We start from the raw sequence: 17,613 nt of genomic DNA, 5'->3' as shown, positions 1-17,613 counted from the left end.
AATGAGAAAAGTACAACAAGGTTTTACGTTGATTGAATTGATGATCGTGGTGGCGATCATTGGTATTTTGGCTGCTGTCGCCATTCCGGCATACCAGGATTACACTATTCGTGCGCAGGTGACAGAAGGGCTCAACTTGGCCTCGGCAGTCAAGCAGGGTTATGCTGATTTTATCCAGCATCGTGGCCGATTTCCTTCAGTAGCAGCTGCTAATCAGTCAGTTGGAGTGGCTACTGCCGCAAGCATTCAGGGTACTTACGTGACGAGTATAGCTGCTGATAACCAAGGCAGTATTCTGGTTACGTTTGGAAACCGGGCGAATGCGGCTATTGCAAATTCAACGGTCAACCTACAAGTGGCCGCAGATGGAATGCCGCCAAGTGGCCCCATTGCATGGGTTTGTGGTTCAGCCCCAGCTCCTGGTGGCCTGTCGGTGCAGGGTACTCAGGGGACAACCAACGTAATAGATAAATATCTTCCTGCAGACTGCCGTAGCTAAACAGTTATAGCATTTGGCACGAGGGCCATCTGATTATACAGATGGCCCTTTTCTTTATACAAACTAGGCCGATATCCACCCTGATACCTGCAGCGATTAAAGAGTAAATGTCATGATATTGGCAAAAAAAATTTCATCACTATGGAGGGTAACCCAGCGGCCATACATTGGGCTTATTTTAGTGCTTCTGCTTGCTTGGGGTATTTATGCGCCGGGGCTTTATGGTGGATTTTTGTTTGATGATGAACATAATATTACCGACAATACAGCCGTTCAGATTGAAGAACTTTCCGTGGAAAGCCTTTGGCAGGCCGCCTTTTCCACTGAGTCTGGACCCCTCAAGCGCCCATTAAGTCTCCTGAGTTTTGCCTTTAACCATTATATAAGCGGGTTAGACCCTTACGCTTTCAAGCTGGTTAACCTTTTCGTTCATCTGGCCACCGGCATTCTCGTTTATCTTGCTGTCTGGCAATTGCTTGCCGCCTACCGGCGTTGTCGGCAGAAGACATTGAATGACATTACCATTTCCTGGATGAGCTTTGGCTGTGCAGCTCTGTGGTTGTTGCATCCGCTAAATCTGACTCCGGTGCTTTACGTGGTGCAGCGGATGACCAGTCTTGCGGCCTTTTTTACCTTTGCCGGTCTTGGCCTCTATGCTTGGGGTCGTCGCCGGCAGATGGAAGGCAAAAACGGCTGGATCGCCATCGGCTTAGCTTTATTTATCGCCTTGCCCCTAGGCGCATTGAGCAAGGAAAACGCTCTCCTACTGCCGCTGTTTATCTTGCTGGCAGAATTGACACTGTTCCAGTTTAGCGCTGTTCGCCAAAGCACGCGGCGACTGCTTATTGCCGGTAATCTGCTTATTGTTGTACTGCCTGTTATCCTTGGTACCCTTTATTTGTTGTTCTATGCCGATTGGTGGCTGCGTGGCTATGAGATTAAGGAGTTTACTCTAGGTGAACGCTTGCTGACCGAGGCCCGCGTTTTTTGGTATTACTTGCAGCTTATTTTTTTCCCGCGATTGGCCAATTTTGGTTTGTACCACGACGATTTCGCGATTTCCCACGGTTGGTTAGAACCCACCACAACTTTACCTGCGGTTCTAGGGGTCATGGCCCTGGGGATGGCTTGCCTTCTATTGCGCAAACGAGCGCCTGTGTTTGCTTTTGGCCTGGGATTTTTTCTCATCGGCCACAGTATGGAATCCACTATCTTTAGCCTAGAGTTGGTTCATGAGCATCGCAATTATACGCCCTTGTTTGGAATTGCCTTGATGCTTGCCTATGGCGTAGGGGTGTTGATCCCCCAAAGGAGTTTGCGAATTTTTGTGGCGAGTACAATCCTTGTTTTGCTTTCGACGATAACCGCCATCCGTGCCGATATCTGGGGTAATCCTTTGGAACATCTGCTAGTCAGTGCCCGCCATCATCCCCACTCAGCCCGTACTCATTACGATGCGGGGCGATTATTCTTTCAACTGGCCTTGGCTGAAAAAGCTGAAGCTGGCCGGGAAGTATATTATCAACGGGGAAAAGAATTTTTTTCCCAAGCTTATCGCAATGATCCGCGCTTCCTAAGCGCTCCCCTAGCTATGTTGGCAATGGACCATGCCCTTACTAAACCCGTCGATGAGGCACAGGTAAAGTTGCTGGCCCAAGAATTAGCGACTACACCGTTAACTCCCTTTACGATTCATAATTTACAGAAAATCAATAAATGTTATCTTGAGAAGCAATGCCAGTGGTCACAGGAACATTTGGGGATGTTCTTTAGTGCAGCGATTGAGAACCCGGCGCTTGTCCATCAGGCAAAGACGGTGTTGCTGACAGAATATTCCATATTTTTGTTGGCGAAGGGGGATTTGAGTCAGGCATTGCAGTTGGCGGAGAAAGCAAAAAAAGTTAATCCGAAAGACCCCCAGCTTGCGCTCAATTATGCAGCCCTGTTGCGCTATACGGGTCGTTACCAAGAAGCGCAAGCTGAGTATGCTGCGCTTGGTGCCTTACCCCTTTCGGACCTTCATGCACGGCGCTTACAGGGGGAGAAGAAAGCACTAGAAGAGTTGCTAGATAATTTGGATAAAGGGGTATCTACTAGAAATAGGGATGAATAGCGCTGAGGAAAGGAAATCGGGGGCCGATATAACTAGCAAATCCCCTGCAAGTTAGGACAAACCCATGGAGCAGCAAACCCTTAGCATTGTTTTGCCAGCGAAGAATGAGGCGAGCAGCCTGAAGAAGCTGCTTCCTGTGCTCCAAGAAAGCTATCCTGATGCGGAGATTCTCGTCGTCAATGATGGATCTAGAGATGAGACCTTAGAGGTATCCCAGGCTGCGGGTGTAAAGCTAATCACCCATGCCTATAGCATGGGTAATGGTGCAGCAATAAAACATGGTGCGCGCGCGGCTAAAGGAGAATGGATTGTTTTTATGGATGCCGATGGTCAACATGATCCTGCGGATATATCCCGTTTGTTAGAACGACTCTCCGAAGGTTTTGATATGGTTGTAGGGGCTCGGGATTCCGCTTCTCAGGCCTCTTTAAGCAGGCGCTTGGGCAATGGTTTCTACAACTGTCTTGCTAGTTGGGTCACAGGGCATCGAATTGAAGATTTGACCTCAGGCTTCCGGGTTGTGCGCGCTAAACGTTTCCGGGAGTTTCTATACCTCTTACCCAATGGTTTTTCCTATCCTACGACGAGTACCATGGCCTTTTTCCGTGCAGGCTATTTAGTAAGTTATGTCCCTGTCTGTGCCAATAAACGTGAAGGAAAAAGCCATATCAACCTACTTAAGGATGGGGTGCGCTTTTTTTTTATTATATTAAAAGTGGCGACCCTTTATTCACCCCTGAAAGTATTTACACCGATAAGTTTCGGTTTTTTTGTTCTCGGTATCAGCAATTATTTTTATACTTATATGACGGCGGGTCAGTTTACTAATATGAGTGCACTGTTATTTATTACTTCGGTTCTGGTTTTTTTGATGGGGCTTATCTCGGAGCAGATTGCTAATCTGTTATATGCTAATACGGCTAGACAATAAGGTTAAAGAGTCAGATTACGGTAATATTGCCTAGTTTATAATAAACTGTGATTTAAGCATGATAGTGGATAATAGCTGTTATCTAGAAAGTATCAGGTCCTATGAGCTTAATTTAGCAATGGGCTATATGCCAAAGGGCGCTCGAATTCTAGAAATTGGTGCTGGTGCTGGTTGGCAGGCAAAGATGCTCGCTGAGCATGGATATTGGGTCAAAGCAATTGATGTGCAAAGCAGTCGTTATCTGCCCTATACTGTATTTCCTGTGCAATTCTATGATGGATATACAATCCCTTTTGCCAATGATACATTCGATATTGTATTCAGCTCTAATGTTCTAGAACATATACCACATTTAGTTGACTTTCAAGACGAAATTAAACGTGTACTGAAGCCTGGCGGTTTAGCAGTTCATGTTATTCCTACATCCACATGGAGACTTTGGACTTCTTTGACACATTATATCTATATCGTCAAGCTCATTTTTCGTGCATTAAAGTATTCTATTTTCAAGATCTTCACCCAAGAAAACTTTGCGTATATGACAGCTAAACGCTTACCTCTAGTAAGGCTTGTTTGTATAATGCTTTGGCCTCACCGTCATGGGGAACATGGCGGCTCATTATCGGAGTTGTACCTTTTTAGCCGCTATGGTTGGAAACGTTTATTCAAACAAGGTGGATGGGCAATTAAATATACTCGCTATACAAGTATTTTCTATACTGGTAATGCCATCTTTCATCACAATTTATCTCTTAAGGTGCGGGCAAGCTTAAGTTGTATCCTGGGAAGTTCGACCAACATTTTTTGTCTGCACGATACTTCAAAGATTATAAAATAATTTTATAGCAAGTTTTGCTCCGAAGTGAGAATCAACTAATGAAAATGTATACCGTTAGCCGCATAGCTAGGGCCATGAAATGGCTCATAACGGGAACATCAGCACAACGTAGGCGCATACGTCAGGAATTAGCAAGAATATCGGCATCTGCTTTTGGCGATTTTCCCATAAGTGATGATTACAAGCTATGGCGTGAGGATAAAGATTTTCTTGCTAATTTTAGGCGCCTTTCACCTCAGAATGTATATTCTGAAGATCGAAAATATACTCTCCGGGAGTTCGTTAAATTTACGCGGTATATTCCTGGTGAGATGGCTGAATGTGGCTGTTACCAAGGGGCTTCAGCATGGTTTATGGCTGCTACTTCTCCTGAAACACCTTTGTATTTATTTGATTCTTTTGCTGGTCTTTCTCAACCACAGGAGATCGATCGTCCGCTTAAAGGTGATCACTTTGAATGGTCTCAAGGTAATCTATGTGCGACGGAAGATAAAATTAGGGAAGTATTAAAGGAATTTTCAAATATAGCTATTTACAAAGGTTGGATACCGTCAAGATTCAAAGAAGTCAAGGATAAAAGATTTCGTCTCGTGCACATTGATGTTGATCTCTACCAGCCCACTTTAGATAGCCTTGCTTTTTTCTATCCCCGGCTAAACTCTGGAGGTGTATTTGTTCTTGACGATTATGGTTCGACTGTATGCCCTGGAGCTTATTCTGCGGTACAAGAATTTATGTCAGATAAATCCGATTATGTAATATTGCTTACTACAGGACAAGGGATAGTAATTAAGCAGTAGTGAAGAAGTGCGAGCAGCAACGATGTTATCCCTTTTCTCCAGTGTGCTGCATTACAGTCTAAGCTAAATTTCTATATTACCACAACCAGCTAATTTACATTTTTCTGCAAATTCAGAACCATAGAGATATTAATCGCGGATTGTGAAAAATTAAGCAAGCAGAGTATCAACGGTAAGGACGTATCCACAAAAGGATTAGCCCACATGCCAAGATATGGGCCAAGCGTAAGAGAATAGTAAGACTTAATGCTTCACTTACAGTTAAGCCATAGAGGTGGGCGCTGTATCCGTACAAAGCATCTTGAATTCCAAGGTTGTTTGGTGTAACAGCAACCAATGTAGATAATGTGCTTGCTACGGCAAGCAAAAATGCATCTTGAAGATTAATTTGTGCGTGAAAGCCCCAATAAACAACATATAAGCTAAGTGCACCTAGGATATATTGGCTAATTACGAGGAGCAATGTGCGTGTTGGAGCTAATGTAAAGAATAAAATTAGTGTGCTTTTATGTCTGTCGATAAACTCAATGTGCGATGATGACCAAAGAAGTGCTAAATGGGAAATACGCAGCCACAGGGGCCATAGAAAAAATAAAATTGCACTAAAAAATGCAACGGGGCGAACCGGTTCGTAATGACTAAAAGACCCTGCAACTGCAGCTATACCGGTTGCAACCCAAAAGCTGAGCTGCAACTGAGTCAATGTCGCGCGGGTTGTGGTGGCAACTCCTATCCCATGCCGTTTAAAAAAGGCCATTCGTACGGCAATCCCTGGTTGGAATGGACCGAGATAATTCACAATATTGGCCAAAGCCCAAGCGTGCAATGTATCCTGGAAGGGAGGCTTTTTTGATGCCTCTATAAGTTGTAAGAAATTCAGGGTCTGCGCTGAAAAACCGAGAATGGTTATTGCAGTAGCATACAATAGCACCCATCCATGGGCAATAAAGGTATTCATCACCTCGAGTCGATGTTTATAGAACAAAAATGCAAACAGAGCTACAACACTTAAGTAGAGCACCCACCGCATAATTTTTCGCAGTAATTCAAATATCGGAGCTTTACTCAAGGTTTAGCTCCTGCCTGTGATGGCAGCATGACAGCAAGATATCTTAAGGCTGTAGAAGCTGGTGAGAAATACTCTGCTCGCGTTTGCAATACTGTTGCTTTAGTAGCATGGTCTAGAGCATCCGATATAGCTCTAAATAGTGCTTGGGTATGACCTACGGGCACTAAATTTCCAAAGCGGCCCTCTTCCAAAATTTCCCGTGGCCCGCTATGGCAATCGGTTGCTACGACTGGTACGCCAAAAGCTAGAGCTTCTAGGATGACACTTGGCATTCCTTCCCAACGAGAAGATAGGACAAAAAGCGCTGCTTGTTGCAGATAGGGGTAGGGGTTAACTTTAAAACCAGGTAATGTTACGTCAGTAACAAGATCAAGTCTGCTGACTAACGCTTCGAGTTTACTGCGCTCTTCTCCTTCCCCCAAGATCATGAGGCGTGCAGCTCGAGTCTGTCGCAAGCGGGCGAAGGCGTAAATTAGCGTAGTAAAATCTTTTTGCCTAGTTAGACGACCTAGACTGATAATGACCGGTGACTGTCCTTTGTAAAACCAAGGATGGTTAATCTCTTCTTCTGCCTGGCGTGTAATAGTGGCAATATCTACTGGATTAGGAATATGGGTTATTTTGTCCGGCGAGATACCAATCCTGTCGATTAAGTCCTTCTGCACCCCTTGAGAAACTGCTACTATGGCATCTGCACAGGGATAAAGAATTCGCACAGCGAATTGCGTCAAGAAGCTACGGTGATTAAGAGCAGTATTGGCTTCTCGCAAAACAAGGCGAGTAGGAGATCGTGCTAAAATCTTTGCTAATACAGCAATTATATTTGCCCCGGTGAGGGTACTCATCAAGGTGGTTGGCTGCTCACGACGCAGATAGCGAGTGAGCCCCCATAGTGCGCTAAGTGCTAATCCTATTCTACTAGAAAAGCGGGATCCATCGCTTAAACTATACAAGCTAACACCTTGAGTCACTAAATCAAGCAAAGGCCCCACGGCGTGAGCAAGCACAAGATCCACTTGGATACCCCTTTCTAGAAAGCCTTGGGCAAGTGTGAGCATCACCCGTTCTGCTCCCCCCCCATTAAGGTCAGGCAGAAAGAGCGCGAGCCGGGGCTTCACAGGCTTATGCTCCGACGCTAGCTCTGTTAAGGTGCCAATTACCATCGCTTAAATCGCTGGTGGTGGATAAGTGATGGTCAATTTGTTGTACTTGGCGAGAGCGCCAAAGGAGATAAACATAAATTTGCCATAAACGGTAACCATGATCCCGTTGCTGTTTACGGTGAGCCGTGAGCAGGGCAAGGACTTGGGAACGATTTAAGGGGCTGTCTCCTTCCTGCAATAGCTTTTCCAAGTCATTGCCCATGGCGCCTCGAAACCAGCTATGGATGGGGACAGCAAAACCTTGTTTTCGGCGTTGCCAGATCTCGGTGGAAAGGCACCCTGCAAAGGTCTCTTTCAAAAGATGCTTGCCTTGTAAGCCGTGTCGATGCCAATGGCGGGGTAGGGAGAAGGCTAGTTCCACGACTTCTTTGTCCAGGAAGGGGGCTCGGGATTCGAGACCATAGGCCATGGAAGCTCGGTCGACTTTAGTGAGGATGTCTTGCGGCAGATAGATGAGGGCATCGGCAGTCATCATTGCCTGGATGTCATCTAGGCGACTTTCTTCAGGCAACTGGGGGGGAGTATGGCCATATCCTACCAGTTCGGGGGCCAGCCGTTGAAAGTCCGTGGGGGAATAGAAAAGTGGAGCGAGATAGGGCGTTTCAGCGTCCATGCGCTGCACGATATCTTCGAACAGATGGGCCTTTTTCAATAAGCTGCGGCTATGATGAACCATCGGTTCTGGCAAGGCCCGTATAATTTGACCAATCCCTTTTCGGAGCCCCTTAGGCAGGCGTGTGTACCAGCGCAAGATGGCGCGGGCCTGATAACGCTGGTAGCCACTGAAGAGTTCATCACCGCCATCACCGGAAAGGACAACCTTGACATGCTGGGCGGCGAGTTCAGAAACTAAAGCCGTGGGCAGCAGTGAAGAGTCGGCAAACGGCTGGCCGATATGATCGAGTATTAGTTGTTGCAGCCTAGCAGCATCCCACTGCTCCAAGCACTGCTCATAGTGTTGGGTTTGGCACCTTTCTGCAATGATGCGAGCGTATCGCCGTTCATCATAAGCGATTTCGGAAAAACCTATGGTGAAGGTTTTGGGAGTGAAATTTAATTCCTGACTGAGCAGGCTGACAATGAGCGAAGAGTCAATGCCGCCGGAGAGAAAGGCGCCGACTTCCACGTCTGCCACTAGACGCCGTTGTATTGCCTGAATCAATTTATCATGCAGCAGCGCTCGGGCCTGCTTCTGGGTGCCGGTGAAGTGGGTGAGGGGGAGGGACCAGTAGGATTGGGAATGAGTGTTGCCATGGGGGGACCAGGTTAAAACATGTCCGGGTAATACCTCGAAGACGTCCTGATAAGCCGTGGTGCCAGGAAGATAGTAGCCGTACCGAAAATAATCTGCAGTGCTGTTTAAGTCTTCAGTCCAGACTTGATCACTAAGACAGGATAATGCAGAAAGTTCTGAGGCACAGCAAATAGCTTCTTTTTGCGGTTGATAGTACAGGGGCTTTTTGCCCATTCTATCCCGTGCCAGTAATAAATTCCGTTCCTGCCTGTCCCAGAAGGCCAAGGCCCACATCCCCTCCATCTGATGGAGGAAGTCTGGGCCATAGGTGACAAGGCCTGCGAGCACGGCCTCGGTGTCGCCCTGGGTCCGAAACGACCAGTTGCTTAGCAGGCCAGCACGCAACTCGCGGTAGTTATAAACTTCTCCATTATAGGTCAAAAAGTAACGTCCTGTAGGATCGCTGATAGGTTGCTGGCTGCATTTCTGATCAATAATGGAGAGCCTGCGGTGCCCCATTGCCCATTGTCCCTCGGCAGAGATGCCCTGGTCATCAGGTCCTCGATGGGCAATTCGAGTAAGCCCAGAATAAACTTTTATGATCCTTTCAGAGGGCTCAAGATGGGGAGAATACATAAAAATTAAGCCGCACATGGGAATTACCGAATGGGTTTTATGAGGCTCTGTCGGTAGAGTTCAGCATAGCGGGAACCAGTATGAGCCCAAAAGAGGCCTTGATCTAAAATAAACTGCCTCGCATTTTTGACGAGTTGCTGCCTTAAATGATTGTCTTGAGATAAACGCCGTAGCTGATCTGCAAGAATTTCTACCGCACTCGGCGGAAACAAAAGCCCTGTTTTCTTATCTTGCACAATTTCTTTGATGCCTGGAATGCTCGTTGCAATAATGGGCAAGCTCGCTGCCATGGCTTCTAGCAAGACATTGGGGCGTCCTTCACTGTGGCTTGCGAAAACGAATACATCTGCCTTTTCGAGATATTTGGGGATATCATCAGGCGTCACATTGCCGGTGAAATAAACTTTTTTATCCAGGCCCAAAGAGGCTGCTAGCTTTTGTAACTTTTCTTTCTCTGGGCCGCTACCGACAATAGTGAGGTTTAAGCCGATTTCACCTTGCAATAGATTGACTGCCTGAATAATCCGTTCAACTCCTTTTGAGGGGATTAAACTTGAAATAGTGATAAGGCTTAGGCCTTGCGTTCTTGTTTGTATGCGTCGTTCACCGATATCTAAAAAATATTGTTCGACACCATTAGAAATGACGGTAAGCTTATTGTTTTGGACCGGAAATTTTTGCGCTGCCGTGAATCGAACGGATTCACTTACTGCCACAACGTGGTTGCTTAGGCGCATACAAAGCCCTAGTATAAGTTGATAGGCCCACGATGACTGAGAACGATTAACATCTTGTCCTCGAAGTGTGGTAATGACGGGTTTTCCGGTAAGCCAGCCGACAATTCCTGCGATGATACCGTTCACAGACCAATTCGCATGGATGAGATCAACCTCTCTGGCGGTGCGTAAACAAGTCAAGAACATTGATCCTAGGAATACTGGTAGGAGAAGGTAAAAAGTTCGACGTTGTTTTAAAGCTGCTGGAATGCCCCCCGGCTGATGGGCAAGTTGCTGCCAGGTCCGGGGGGCATAGCGGAAGCAACGCAATTGGTAATTGGCATCAGCTCGTAATTGCTCCGATTCAATGCCGCTGGGTGTAATGACAATCGCTTTCACTGAAGGGGGTAAACTCTGAACTAAGCGCAACACGAATGGCCCGCTCACTGCCGTGGGTGTTAAGGGAAAAGAAGTGGTGAGTACAGCGACGCGGAGGGGCGGCTTTTGTGAAGAAGGAGACGGAAGATGAGGGGACATTGAAGCAGTAGTCTCCTTAATTGTTATTTCGTATAGCCGCTTGTGACATAAATACGCCTAAACCCTAATTTGGGTGATGATTGCCTATTGAGCAATAGTCTTTAGGTCGTGCTAATTCCAGCTATTAAAGCTCAAATTGTTGAGAGATTTTACACAGCACAATTAACGGCCTGGGGCTAAAAACCTTGAATACCCGATTGATAATTGATACCAAAGCGAACGGTGGTCCCTCTATGCTGGCACGTTATGGCTGGGGAATGTCGCTTGAAATTCGATAGAACTCGATTTTATAGCGGTGTTTGCAGAGAAAGGCTATGGGGATCGTGCCCTGGTCAGACCTATTGCGGCGCCAGCAGCGCCACCGTTGGAAAATAAGCGCGGATGCGTGCAGTATCCCGCGTCAGCAGCAGAATTTCCCGTACCGCCGCGTGGGCACCGATAAAGAAATCCGGCAGCACGCTGGTCTGTGTTCCCCGTCGCGCGCGGTATTGCCGGAATGCCTTGCCGGCCAGGAACAGGGCTTCCCGCGGTAATTCCTCAAGGGCGGTATCGAAGCCGATAAGGATTCGCTCTAGTTCTTCCATGTCGTCATACCACACCGAGAACTCGGCATACACGACTGGGTTGATCACCAGGTTGCCGCGTTCTGCGGCCCATTCCAGTTGCGCCAGTGACCAGTCCGCCCAACTCGGATCGTTTTGCACCACATCGAGCAGCACGCAGGTGTCGACCAGGATCATTTTAGGCCGGGGTCGTTGATGTCGGCATCGTAGCCACGCAGTAAGCGCATCAATTCATCGGTGGTCCTGCCGGTATTGAGCGTACCTCGCAGCTTGCCAAAGCGATCCTTGCGGTGTGTTGGTGCGGTATCTTCTGCCGGACGCACGATCACCTCGCCGTTCGGTCCCAATGAAAAATCGACCGCCGATCCGGGATGCAAGCCGAGATAGTCACGGATCTTCTTAGGTACCGTGACCTGGCCTTTACTGGTAAGTGTCGTTGCCATGGCAAATTCCCACAGGGTATTACTTAATTAAAAAATTGTAATACCTACAAGGTTACAGAGCAATCGATAGCCTTGGCTAAATGTCAGTTCGACATAAGGGAAGGGTTATTTCCGTTGCGCTGAATCGGGTATAGGATGAGTTTGTTCACAGGGTTATGTCGAACTGAGGTGCCATCCATATTTTGCCGGATACACTATGCTTAATCCGGCCTACGGCGCTTTTTGAAATGTCCCACGAGGCCATTTGCATCGAAATCCGAGAAGCTAGGATACAAGAGTTTGACCTTTGTTCTGTTTAAAGTTGAAAAATGGGAAAAAAGAAAACGACGGTTTACCTGGATGAAGATCTTCTGCGGGCGACCAAGGTCATCAAGAACGAAATGGCAAGCGGGCGCTACGGTTCCGCCAGTGAAGTCGTGCGCGATGCGCTGCGCTTGCTGGAAGAGAGGAGAAGCAAGCTGGACGCGCTGCGGGCATACTTAGGGCAAGGGGAGGCGCAGGCGCAGTGCGGTGAGTTTGTCGAAAACTATTCCATTGAGGCGGTAATCTCCGAGTTAGATCGGGAAATCTGATGTCCGGTTACAGGATTACACCACGGGCGAAAGCGGATTTGAAAAATATCGGGCGCTAGAGATGGAGAAAATGGAACTTATTGCCAGAACCGCTTGATAGGGTAAGCATCTAAGTGATTATCGGCGCTTAGGAGTGGCAGGTTTTCGGCTAGGCTTTGCGCAACCAGCAGCCTGTCGAAGGGGTCTCGGTGGTGAAAGGGAAGCCGTGCTAACTTCAATGCATGCCCTATTTCAATGGGTAGCAGGTGAATTCCATTTAATCTCAGTTCGCGGGGCAAGAGATCTTCAATGGGCTCCATGAACTCTAGACGCCCTAGGCTGGTTTTGATTGCTATTTCCCAGACGCTAGCCATACTCAGAAAAAGTTGGTTTTCTTCATCCAGAAAGAGGCGGCGTGCGGTTGGTGAAAGTCTGGGATCTTCCGTCAGGAGCCATAAAAAGACATGGGTATCTAGCAGAGTTCGCACTACATATAATCCTCGAGATCCTCAATGGGGGCATCGAAATCAGGATGGATGCGAATGAGTCCCCGCGCCCTTCCAAGGCGGCGTTTGGGCTTTTGTTCCTCGAACAAGACGAGCTTGGCGATAGGCTGATTGTCTTTGGCGATGACCACTTCTTCCCCCTCCAGGACCTTTTGGAGTAACTTTGAAAGATGGGTTTTGGCTTCGTGTATGTTAACTTGAATCATGCAGGGAACTTCACCAGACTGTGCTTAGTCATATTAGTTAGCTAATAGGGTTTCGTCAAGCCATTACCCGAGTTTTGGTGCTTCTTGGGTGTTGATGCGCTGCATCAAGAGGGATTTGACGGCCCCACGTCATAAAATTGAATCGGCGAGAATCCTTATATTGAATTTTCCAGTTCATTTAGATCTTTGGAGTCTCTTTGGGAGTAGCTTTTTGGCGGCAACGTTGCTGCCAGGAGGCTCAGAGGTGGTTTTTGCCTTATTGGCAGCACAAAATGTCCATTCTCCTTCGTTGTTGATTGGGGTAGCCACTCTCGGCAACACTTTGGGGGGCATGGTGACCCTGGGGATGGGCCGGCTCCTGGCGCGACGCTATCCCATGCGGGCGTTGGAGAAACCTTCCCACCAGCGGGCTTCCCGCTGGCTTCATAAATATGGCCCTCTCAGCTTACTTTGGTCTTGGGTCCCTGTGATTGGCGATCCGCTATGTTTTGTCGCCGGCTGGCTGCGCTTAAATTTTCTTCTGGCACTCGTTTTCATTACTATGGGGAAGTGTGCCCGCTATGCAGCGTTGTGGAGTGTGACAGGTTAAATGGATGGTGTTTGATGCCTGTTGTGTAGTGGGCAGCTACTCTCATTCAGATTAATTTCATGTTCAGGAATTATCTTCAGTGCTAAGGTCAATATTTCCCCCTCCCCCTAACCCCCTCCCTCCAAGGGAGGGGGGATAAGAAGGAGGCCTCTGTTCCGGAAATCGTTTAAATAAGAAAGCAGATAGATTTAGCCGCCCTCCGCCTCCCCTTCGTAGCTTGCAGAGAATCCAAAGTTGAAAATTAGTAAATTAAGAATAATGGGTGGGAAAGCCGGATGCAGGCATGGAGGGTGTTAATTATAGCGTTTTCCGAATAAACGAGATAGGAATATTGATTTAGCAGGACCTTAATTTTTCAATCTGACCGTATCTTTCCTCTAAGGGAAATGCTATGCCTATTAAGGGTATAAAGCTTCGCCCCATAGGGTGGAGCGTATTGCGATGTATGGCTGACTACTACAGGAGTAAGACCATAATGAAGGGCAATAAATTAACCTCCCTGGCTGCTTTCGTTGGTCTGGCAACCTTGGGTATGGGGTCCCAGTCCTATGGACAGCAATCTACCCGGGGGGCTGAAAATTTTCTCACCATAGAGCAAATCATTGAAAAGGTCCGAGCTGACTATCCTGGTGAAATCATTGAGGTTGAGCGAGAAAAAGAGGAAGGGAAAATGGTCTGGGAAGTCAAGGTTAAGGACAAGGATGGCAAGGAGTGGGAAATTTATTACGACGCTTCTACCGGTAAGAAGCTAAAATCAGAACCGGAATCCTAAATCGATTGGCCGGTCGGTTCAGGGAGCCGACCGGCTTGATTATTATTCCCCCTCAGCATCAAGGCTCAATCGTTGTCCATCGTCCTTGCCACACAGCCCACCCTTTGAATAGCGCCTTGGCATAGGTGGTGACGTTGATGGCCCACCAGATCCCAGAGGCTTCAAAGCCCAGGGGAAAAGCAAATAACCAAGCCAGTGGGACTCGAATCAGGTTGAAAGGGGTGCTGTACCAAAATACCGTCCGAGTATCGCCGGCGCCGGCGAGAATACCTTCACTCAAAGCTTCCCAGGCCAAAAAAAGTTGAGAGGCGGCCAGGATCACCGCATACTCCGTTGCCGCCCGATGAACGGCGATGTCGTCGGTAAAAAGGGCGGTCAGTGCTTCACCCGCAAAGAAAAATATTAGGGAAGCCGCGAGGCCCAGTAGGGTGGCGAGGGGCAGCGCCGTGTGGAAGGTTCGGCGGGCAAGATCGGGCCGGTGGGCTCCCAGGTACCGGCCGGCGAGAGAGGCGGCGCCGAGGGAGAGTCCATGGAAGAGGGGCCAAGTGCACCCCTCCAGGGCAGAAAAGCCAATCCCTAGAGTCGCGTTGACATGAGTCCCCAGTGGCGAGACGGAAGTTTTCAGCAGTCCCCAATAGACAATGGCAAAAAAGGCCGTTCCTAGCGCCATGGGGGTGCCGATGCGCATGATCCGGCGAAGCTGTCCTCGGGGTTTGAGATCTTCGAAGGTTAATCCTGTCATCCGCTTGAGCACTATCAAGCCAATGCCAACCCCAATGCCACGGGCAATATTGGAAGCTAGGGCGGCACCGATAATGCCAAGTCCCGCCTCATGGATGAGAAGGGGGGTCAAGAGGATATTCAGGCCGAGGGAGAGGGTATGGAGTAGCAATGGTGGTCGGGCCGAGCCCATGCTAATAAAAGTTTGGTCGACTAAGGGGGTCAGCACCAGGGGCAGTACCGTTAGAAAAAGGGTACGAAGATAGCGAGTGCAATCGATGGCTGATTGGCCCTCAAGACCCAAGGTATGGGTAATCATCGGTGCCCCCAGGGTCCCCAGGATCATTAAAAGCATGGTCAGGAGGAGGGCGCCGTAGATGGCTTCGCCGAGCAATGTTCGACGAGCTAGCGGATCGTTGGCACCCGTCGCCCGGGCGATAAGAGGACCCGCCCCTGCCGCAAACACCTCAAAGGTGGCATAGGTAAAAATAAGAACAAAGGCAGAGGAGCCGATGGCTGCTTGAGCCTCAACGGACACGTCTTGAATAAAGTATTGGTCAACGATCCGAAAACCGTTGGTGAGAAAAGCGAAAACAGCACTGGGAATGGCAAGAGCAAGAAGCGGTCGAAGACCGATAGGAGGAAGGAACTCTAGGGGCTGTTGCGCCGAGTCCGCGTGCTTTGCCACCGCCATGATTGTTTATCGTGACTAGGGAGTGGGTAGGGTGTAAGGAGAGATAACGTTACCACAACCTAACCCACGAACCAACTGAGAGAAGAATAAAAGGCTCCTTTTAAACAAAGATGAGGGCCAAAAAGCCCTCATCGATTGCTTAAGTAATTAAATCATCGCCATCAGCAGGAATTTATTCTGAACCTGCTCTTCTTTTGTGTAGTTCAACACGGCGATTCTGAGCTCGGCCTTCTTTGGTGCTATTGGTGGCAATGGGGCGTTTTTCCCCATATCCTACCGCTTTCAACCTCGACTGCTCGACGCCCTGGGAGACTAGGTAGTTCATGGCCGATTCAGCGCGCAATTGGGAAAGGCGCTGGTTATAGGCTGCACTGCCAATACTGTCGGTATAGCCCTCAATGATGACCTCAATATCGGGATTAGCTTGGAGAGATTCTGCAACCTGATTTAGGATTTTCTCCGCCTCTGGAGCAAGGGCAGCGGAATCAAATGCAAAATGGACTCCTTTGAGCACCACTGGTTGAGAGCAACCCATTTCGTCCACTTCAACGCCAGCCGGGGTATTGGGGCATTGATCGACATCATCAGGCACCCCATCGCCGTCGCTATCTTCGACCTCCTTTTCTAAGGAGCAGCCTGCGCTGTCTACCTCCACGCCTGCCGGGGTATCGGGGCATTGGTCCAGATAATCCGGTACCCCATCGCCATCACTGTCTAGGGGGCAGCCTGCATTGTCTACCTTCACCCCTACTGGAGTATCAGGACATTGGTCAAGATAGTCTGGGGCGCCATCATTGTCGCTGTCTACCGGGCAGCCCACCTGGTCTACTTCAGCGCCAGCAGGCGTACCGGGACATTGATCACTATCGTCTGGCACCCCATCCTTATCGCTATCTGGAATAAAGGGATTGGATCGGCAGATAACGCCGGTGACCACCCGGCCATCAGGCATTTGCTCTCCTGCAGCCTCCATGACAGCACAGGGTGGCCAGCCCTCATAGGGTGCATATAGGGGTTGATCGTTGGATTGTGCTGATGCGTAAGTGGTAAACAATATTGGCACAACCGTTGCAAAGGTTGCGATGATTTTTTTATTATTCATACTTTCCTCCCTTAACTTTTGTTGCCAAGAATCATTCAAAGCGTTACCTAATTGCTAAATTCTAGTCTAGTTCAAATAACATACATAGGCTATTCAATATCAATAACAAATTGTTATAGCTAAAACGTTAGCAGCGGGTGGAAAACTTCGAAGGAGTGCAGGGATGCACGGCATTCCCCTAGCGCACGCGGTTGTATTTTAAGTTTTAAGTTTTAAGTGCTAAGAAAAAAAGGCTTAAGCCTTGCCTCCTCGGGGGCAAGGCGCAGACTCATCCCCTTTATAGGGGGAATACAAAACCACCTGCTCTGCGGGTAGATTCTTTGTTTCATAGGCACTTACTTTATATCGTACTTTGATTAACGGGTATTAGCTCTCAACACTTAAAAACCTAAAGCTTAAAACTTAAAACTCAGGAGAAAGAGAGTTTAACGAACAACAGCGGATTTCGCGGCATTCAATCCATCCCTGAAGACTCCCCCAACCTTTTACTGCTGTGGCATGGAAGTGATGAGTGGTCCAAGGCCTGTAAAGAAGCTACCCAACTAGTCTGCTACTAAAGCTTCTATTTGCTGTTCAATTGTGGCCAAAGATTTTTTCATGACGGTGGCTATATCCAGGTAGGCTTGGCGGCACTTGGGTGTTGATTTGTCTTTTTCTTCTAAAAATGCCAGATATTGATCGGAAACTTCCTTTGGCAGCATGATCATGATGTCCGAGGTCATCTCAGCAGGATAACTATTCCGTGCCATTGCCTTTGAAAGCTGTTCCAGCGTTTCCCTAAACCGCTGCTCGAGTTTATCTCGCTCAGTTTTCAGGTGCATGAGCTTGGTTTCACGTCGCCATCGTAAATGATCGGCAATAATGGTTGTTACGGGTGCAATGCTTGCTATCAGGCCACCGATAAGAACCCCGATAAAAATATCCATGAGTA

The 17,613-nt window shown here is 48.1% G+C and carries 19 protein-coding genes; 8 read left to right on the top strand and 11 right to left on the bottom strand.

The features are described from left to right. The first annotated feature begins 1 nt into the window (after position 1). The 5 genes from E3U44_RS01160 to E3U44_RS01140 all read left to right on the top strand — a co-directional run bounded on the left by E3U44_RS01160 (position 2) and on the right by E3U44_RS01140 (position 5,181). The gene (locus E3U44_RS01160; RefSeq protein WP_134359615.1) at positions 2-499 is read left to right on the top strand and encodes a pilin; all 498 of its coding nucleotides are present in this window, start codon (positions 2-4) and stop codon (positions 497-499) included. A gap of 112 nt (positions 500-611) precedes the next feature. Beyond that, on the top strand, positions 612-2,612 hold the full coding sequence (locus E3U44_RS01155; protein WP_134356283.1) for a tetratricopeptide repeat protein: 2,001 nt from the start codon (positions 612-614) through the stop codon (positions 2,610-2,612). A gap of 64 nt (positions 2,613-2,676) precedes the next feature. Further along, positions 2,677-3,543 carry a glycosyltransferase family 2 protein gene (locus tag E3U44_RS01150; protein ID WP_134356282.1) on the top strand — a complete coding sequence of 289 codons (867 nt, stop codon included), beginning with the start codon at positions 2,677-2,679 and terminating at the stop codon, positions 3,541-3,543. A gap of 58 nt (positions 3,544-3,601) precedes the next feature. Beyond that, the gene (locus E3U44_RS01145; RefSeq protein ID WP_134356281.1) at positions 3,602-4,381 is read left to right on the top strand and encodes a class I SAM-dependent methyltransferase; all 780 of its coding nucleotides are present in this window, start codon (positions 3,602-3,604) and stop codon (positions 4,379-4,381) included. 38 nt (positions 4,382-4,419) lie between these two features. Further along, positions 4,420-5,181 carry a TylF/MycF/NovP-related O-methyltransferase gene (locus E3U44_RS01140; protein WP_134356280.1) on the top strand — a complete coding sequence of 254 codons (762 nt, stop codon included), beginning with the start codon at positions 4,420-4,422 and terminating at the stop codon, positions 5,179-5,181. Between the two features lie 166 nt (positions 5,182-5,347). Here E3U44_RS01140 and E3U44_RS01135 read toward each other — a convergent pair whose 3' ends face one another. From E3U44_RS01135 to E3U44_RS01110, 6 genes are all read right to left on the bottom strand, one after another. Continuing rightward, positions 5,348-6,250, bottom strand: a complete 903-nt coding sequence (locus E3U44_RS01135) for a lysylphosphatidylglycerol synthase domain-containing protein (RefSeq protein ID WP_134356279.1) — start codon at positions 6,248-6,250, stop codon at positions 5,348-5,350. Continuing rightward, positions 6,247-7,368, bottom strand: a complete 1,122-nt coding sequence (locus tag E3U44_RS01130; protein WP_240761682.1) for a glycosyltransferase — start codon at positions 7,366-7,368, stop codon at positions 6,247-6,249. Before E3U44_RS01130 ends, E3U44_RS01135 begins: the two co-directional genes overlap by 4 nt. Before the next feature lie 4 nt (positions 7,369-7,372). Continuing rightward, complete coding sequence (gene asnB / locus E3U44_RS01125; RefSeq protein ID WP_134356277.1) at positions 7,373-9,301, bottom strand: asparagine synthase (glutamine-hydrolyzing); 1,929 nt, start codon at positions 9,299-9,301, stop codon at positions 7,373-7,375. 5 nt (positions 9,302-9,306) lie between these two features. Then, on the bottom strand, positions 9,307-10,398 hold the full coding sequence (locus E3U44_RS01120; protein ID WP_166804979.1) for a glycosyltransferase family 4 protein: 1,092 nt from the start codon (positions 10,396-10,398) through the stop codon (positions 9,307-9,309). 476 nt (positions 10,399-10,874) lie between these two features. Beyond that, on the bottom strand, positions 10,875-11,276 hold the full coding sequence (locus E3U44_RS01115; RefSeq protein WP_134356275.1) for a type II toxin-antitoxin system VapC family toxin: 402 nt from the start codon (positions 11,274-11,276) through the stop codon (positions 10,875-10,877). Further along, on the bottom strand, positions 11,273-11,542 hold the full coding sequence (locus E3U44_RS01110) for an AbrB/MazE/SpoVT family DNA-binding domain-containing protein (RefSeq protein ID WP_134356274.1): 270 nt from the start codon (positions 11,540-11,542) through the stop codon (positions 11,273-11,275). The genes E3U44_RS01115 and E3U44_RS01110 overlap by 4 nt, the downstream gene beginning before the upstream one ends. Before the next feature lie 308 nt (positions 11,543-11,850). Between E3U44_RS01110 and E3U44_RS01105 the strand changes: the two genes are divergently transcribed. Further along, on the top strand, positions 11,851-12,114 hold the full coding sequence (locus E3U44_RS01105) for a type II toxin-antitoxin system ParD family antitoxin (RefSeq protein WP_134356273.1): 264 nt from the start codon (positions 11,851-11,853) through the stop codon (positions 12,112-12,114). Positions 12,115-12,191: 77 nt separating this feature from the next. On the opposite strand, the gene E3U44_RS01100 is transcribed toward E3U44_RS01105, so the two are convergent. Both E3U44_RS01100 and E3U44_RS01095 read right to left on the bottom strand, forming a co-directional pair. Then, positions 12,192-12,581 carry a type II toxin-antitoxin system VapC family toxin gene (locus tag E3U44_RS01100; protein ID WP_134356272.1) on the bottom strand — a complete coding sequence of 130 codons (390 nt, stop codon included), beginning with the start codon at positions 12,579-12,581 and terminating at the stop codon, positions 12,192-12,194. Next, positions 12,581-12,805 carry a type II toxin-antitoxin system Phd/YefM family antitoxin gene (locus tag E3U44_RS01095; protein WP_134356271.1) on the bottom strand — a complete coding sequence of 75 codons (225 nt, stop codon included), beginning with the start codon at positions 12,803-12,805 and terminating at the stop codon, positions 12,581-12,583. Before E3U44_RS01095 ends, E3U44_RS01100 begins: the two co-directional genes overlap by 1 nt. A gap of 211 nt (positions 12,806-13,016) precedes the next feature. Between E3U44_RS01095 and E3U44_RS01090 the strand changes: the two genes are divergently transcribed. Both E3U44_RS01090 and E3U44_RS01085 read left to right on the top strand, forming a co-directional pair. Further along, positions 13,017-13,394 (top strand): YqaA family protein, encoded by a 378-nt coding sequence (locus E3U44_RS01090; protein ID WP_338040771.1) that lies wholly within the window; start codon positions 13,017-13,019, stop codon positions 13,392-13,394. Between the two features lie 475 nt (positions 13,395-13,869). Then, positions 13,870-14,166: a PepSY domain-containing protein gene (locus tag E3U44_RS01085; RefSeq protein WP_166804978.1), complete on the top strand. Its 297-nt coding sequence runs from the start codon at positions 13,870-13,872 to the stop codon at positions 14,164-14,166. Between the two features lie 58 nt (positions 14,167-14,224). Here E3U44_RS01085 and E3U44_RS01080 read toward each other — a convergent pair whose 3' ends face one another. The 3 genes from E3U44_RS01080 to E3U44_RS01070 form a co-directional block, all read right to left on the bottom strand. After that, complete coding sequence (locus tag E3U44_RS01080; RefSeq protein WP_134356268.1) at positions 14,225-15,580, bottom strand: MATE family efflux transporter; 1,356 nt, start codon at positions 15,578-15,580, stop codon at positions 14,225-14,227. Positions 15,581-15,752: 172 nt separating this feature from the next. Beyond that, on the bottom strand, positions 15,753-16,682 hold the full coding sequence (locus E3U44_RS01075; protein ID WP_134356267.1) for an OmpA family protein: 930 nt from the start codon (positions 16,680-16,682) through the stop codon (positions 15,753-15,755). 542 nt (positions 16,683-17,224) lie between these two features. Then, complete coding sequence (locus E3U44_RS01070; RefSeq protein ID WP_134356266.1) at positions 17,225-17,608, bottom strand: hypothetical protein; 384 nt, start codon at positions 17,606-17,608, stop codon at positions 17,225-17,227. Between the last annotated feature and the right edge of the window lie 5 nt (positions 17,609-17,613).

It is taken from the genome of Nitrosococcus wardiae (genome assembly GCF_004421105.1).
Lineage (GTDB): Bacteria > Pseudomonadota > Gammaproteobacteria > Nitrosococcales > Nitrosococcaceae > Nitrosococcus > Nitrosococcus wardiae.
The sequence above is the reverse complement of the archived record's forward strand: the minus strand, read 5'-3'. Positions and strand labels throughout refer to the sequence as shown.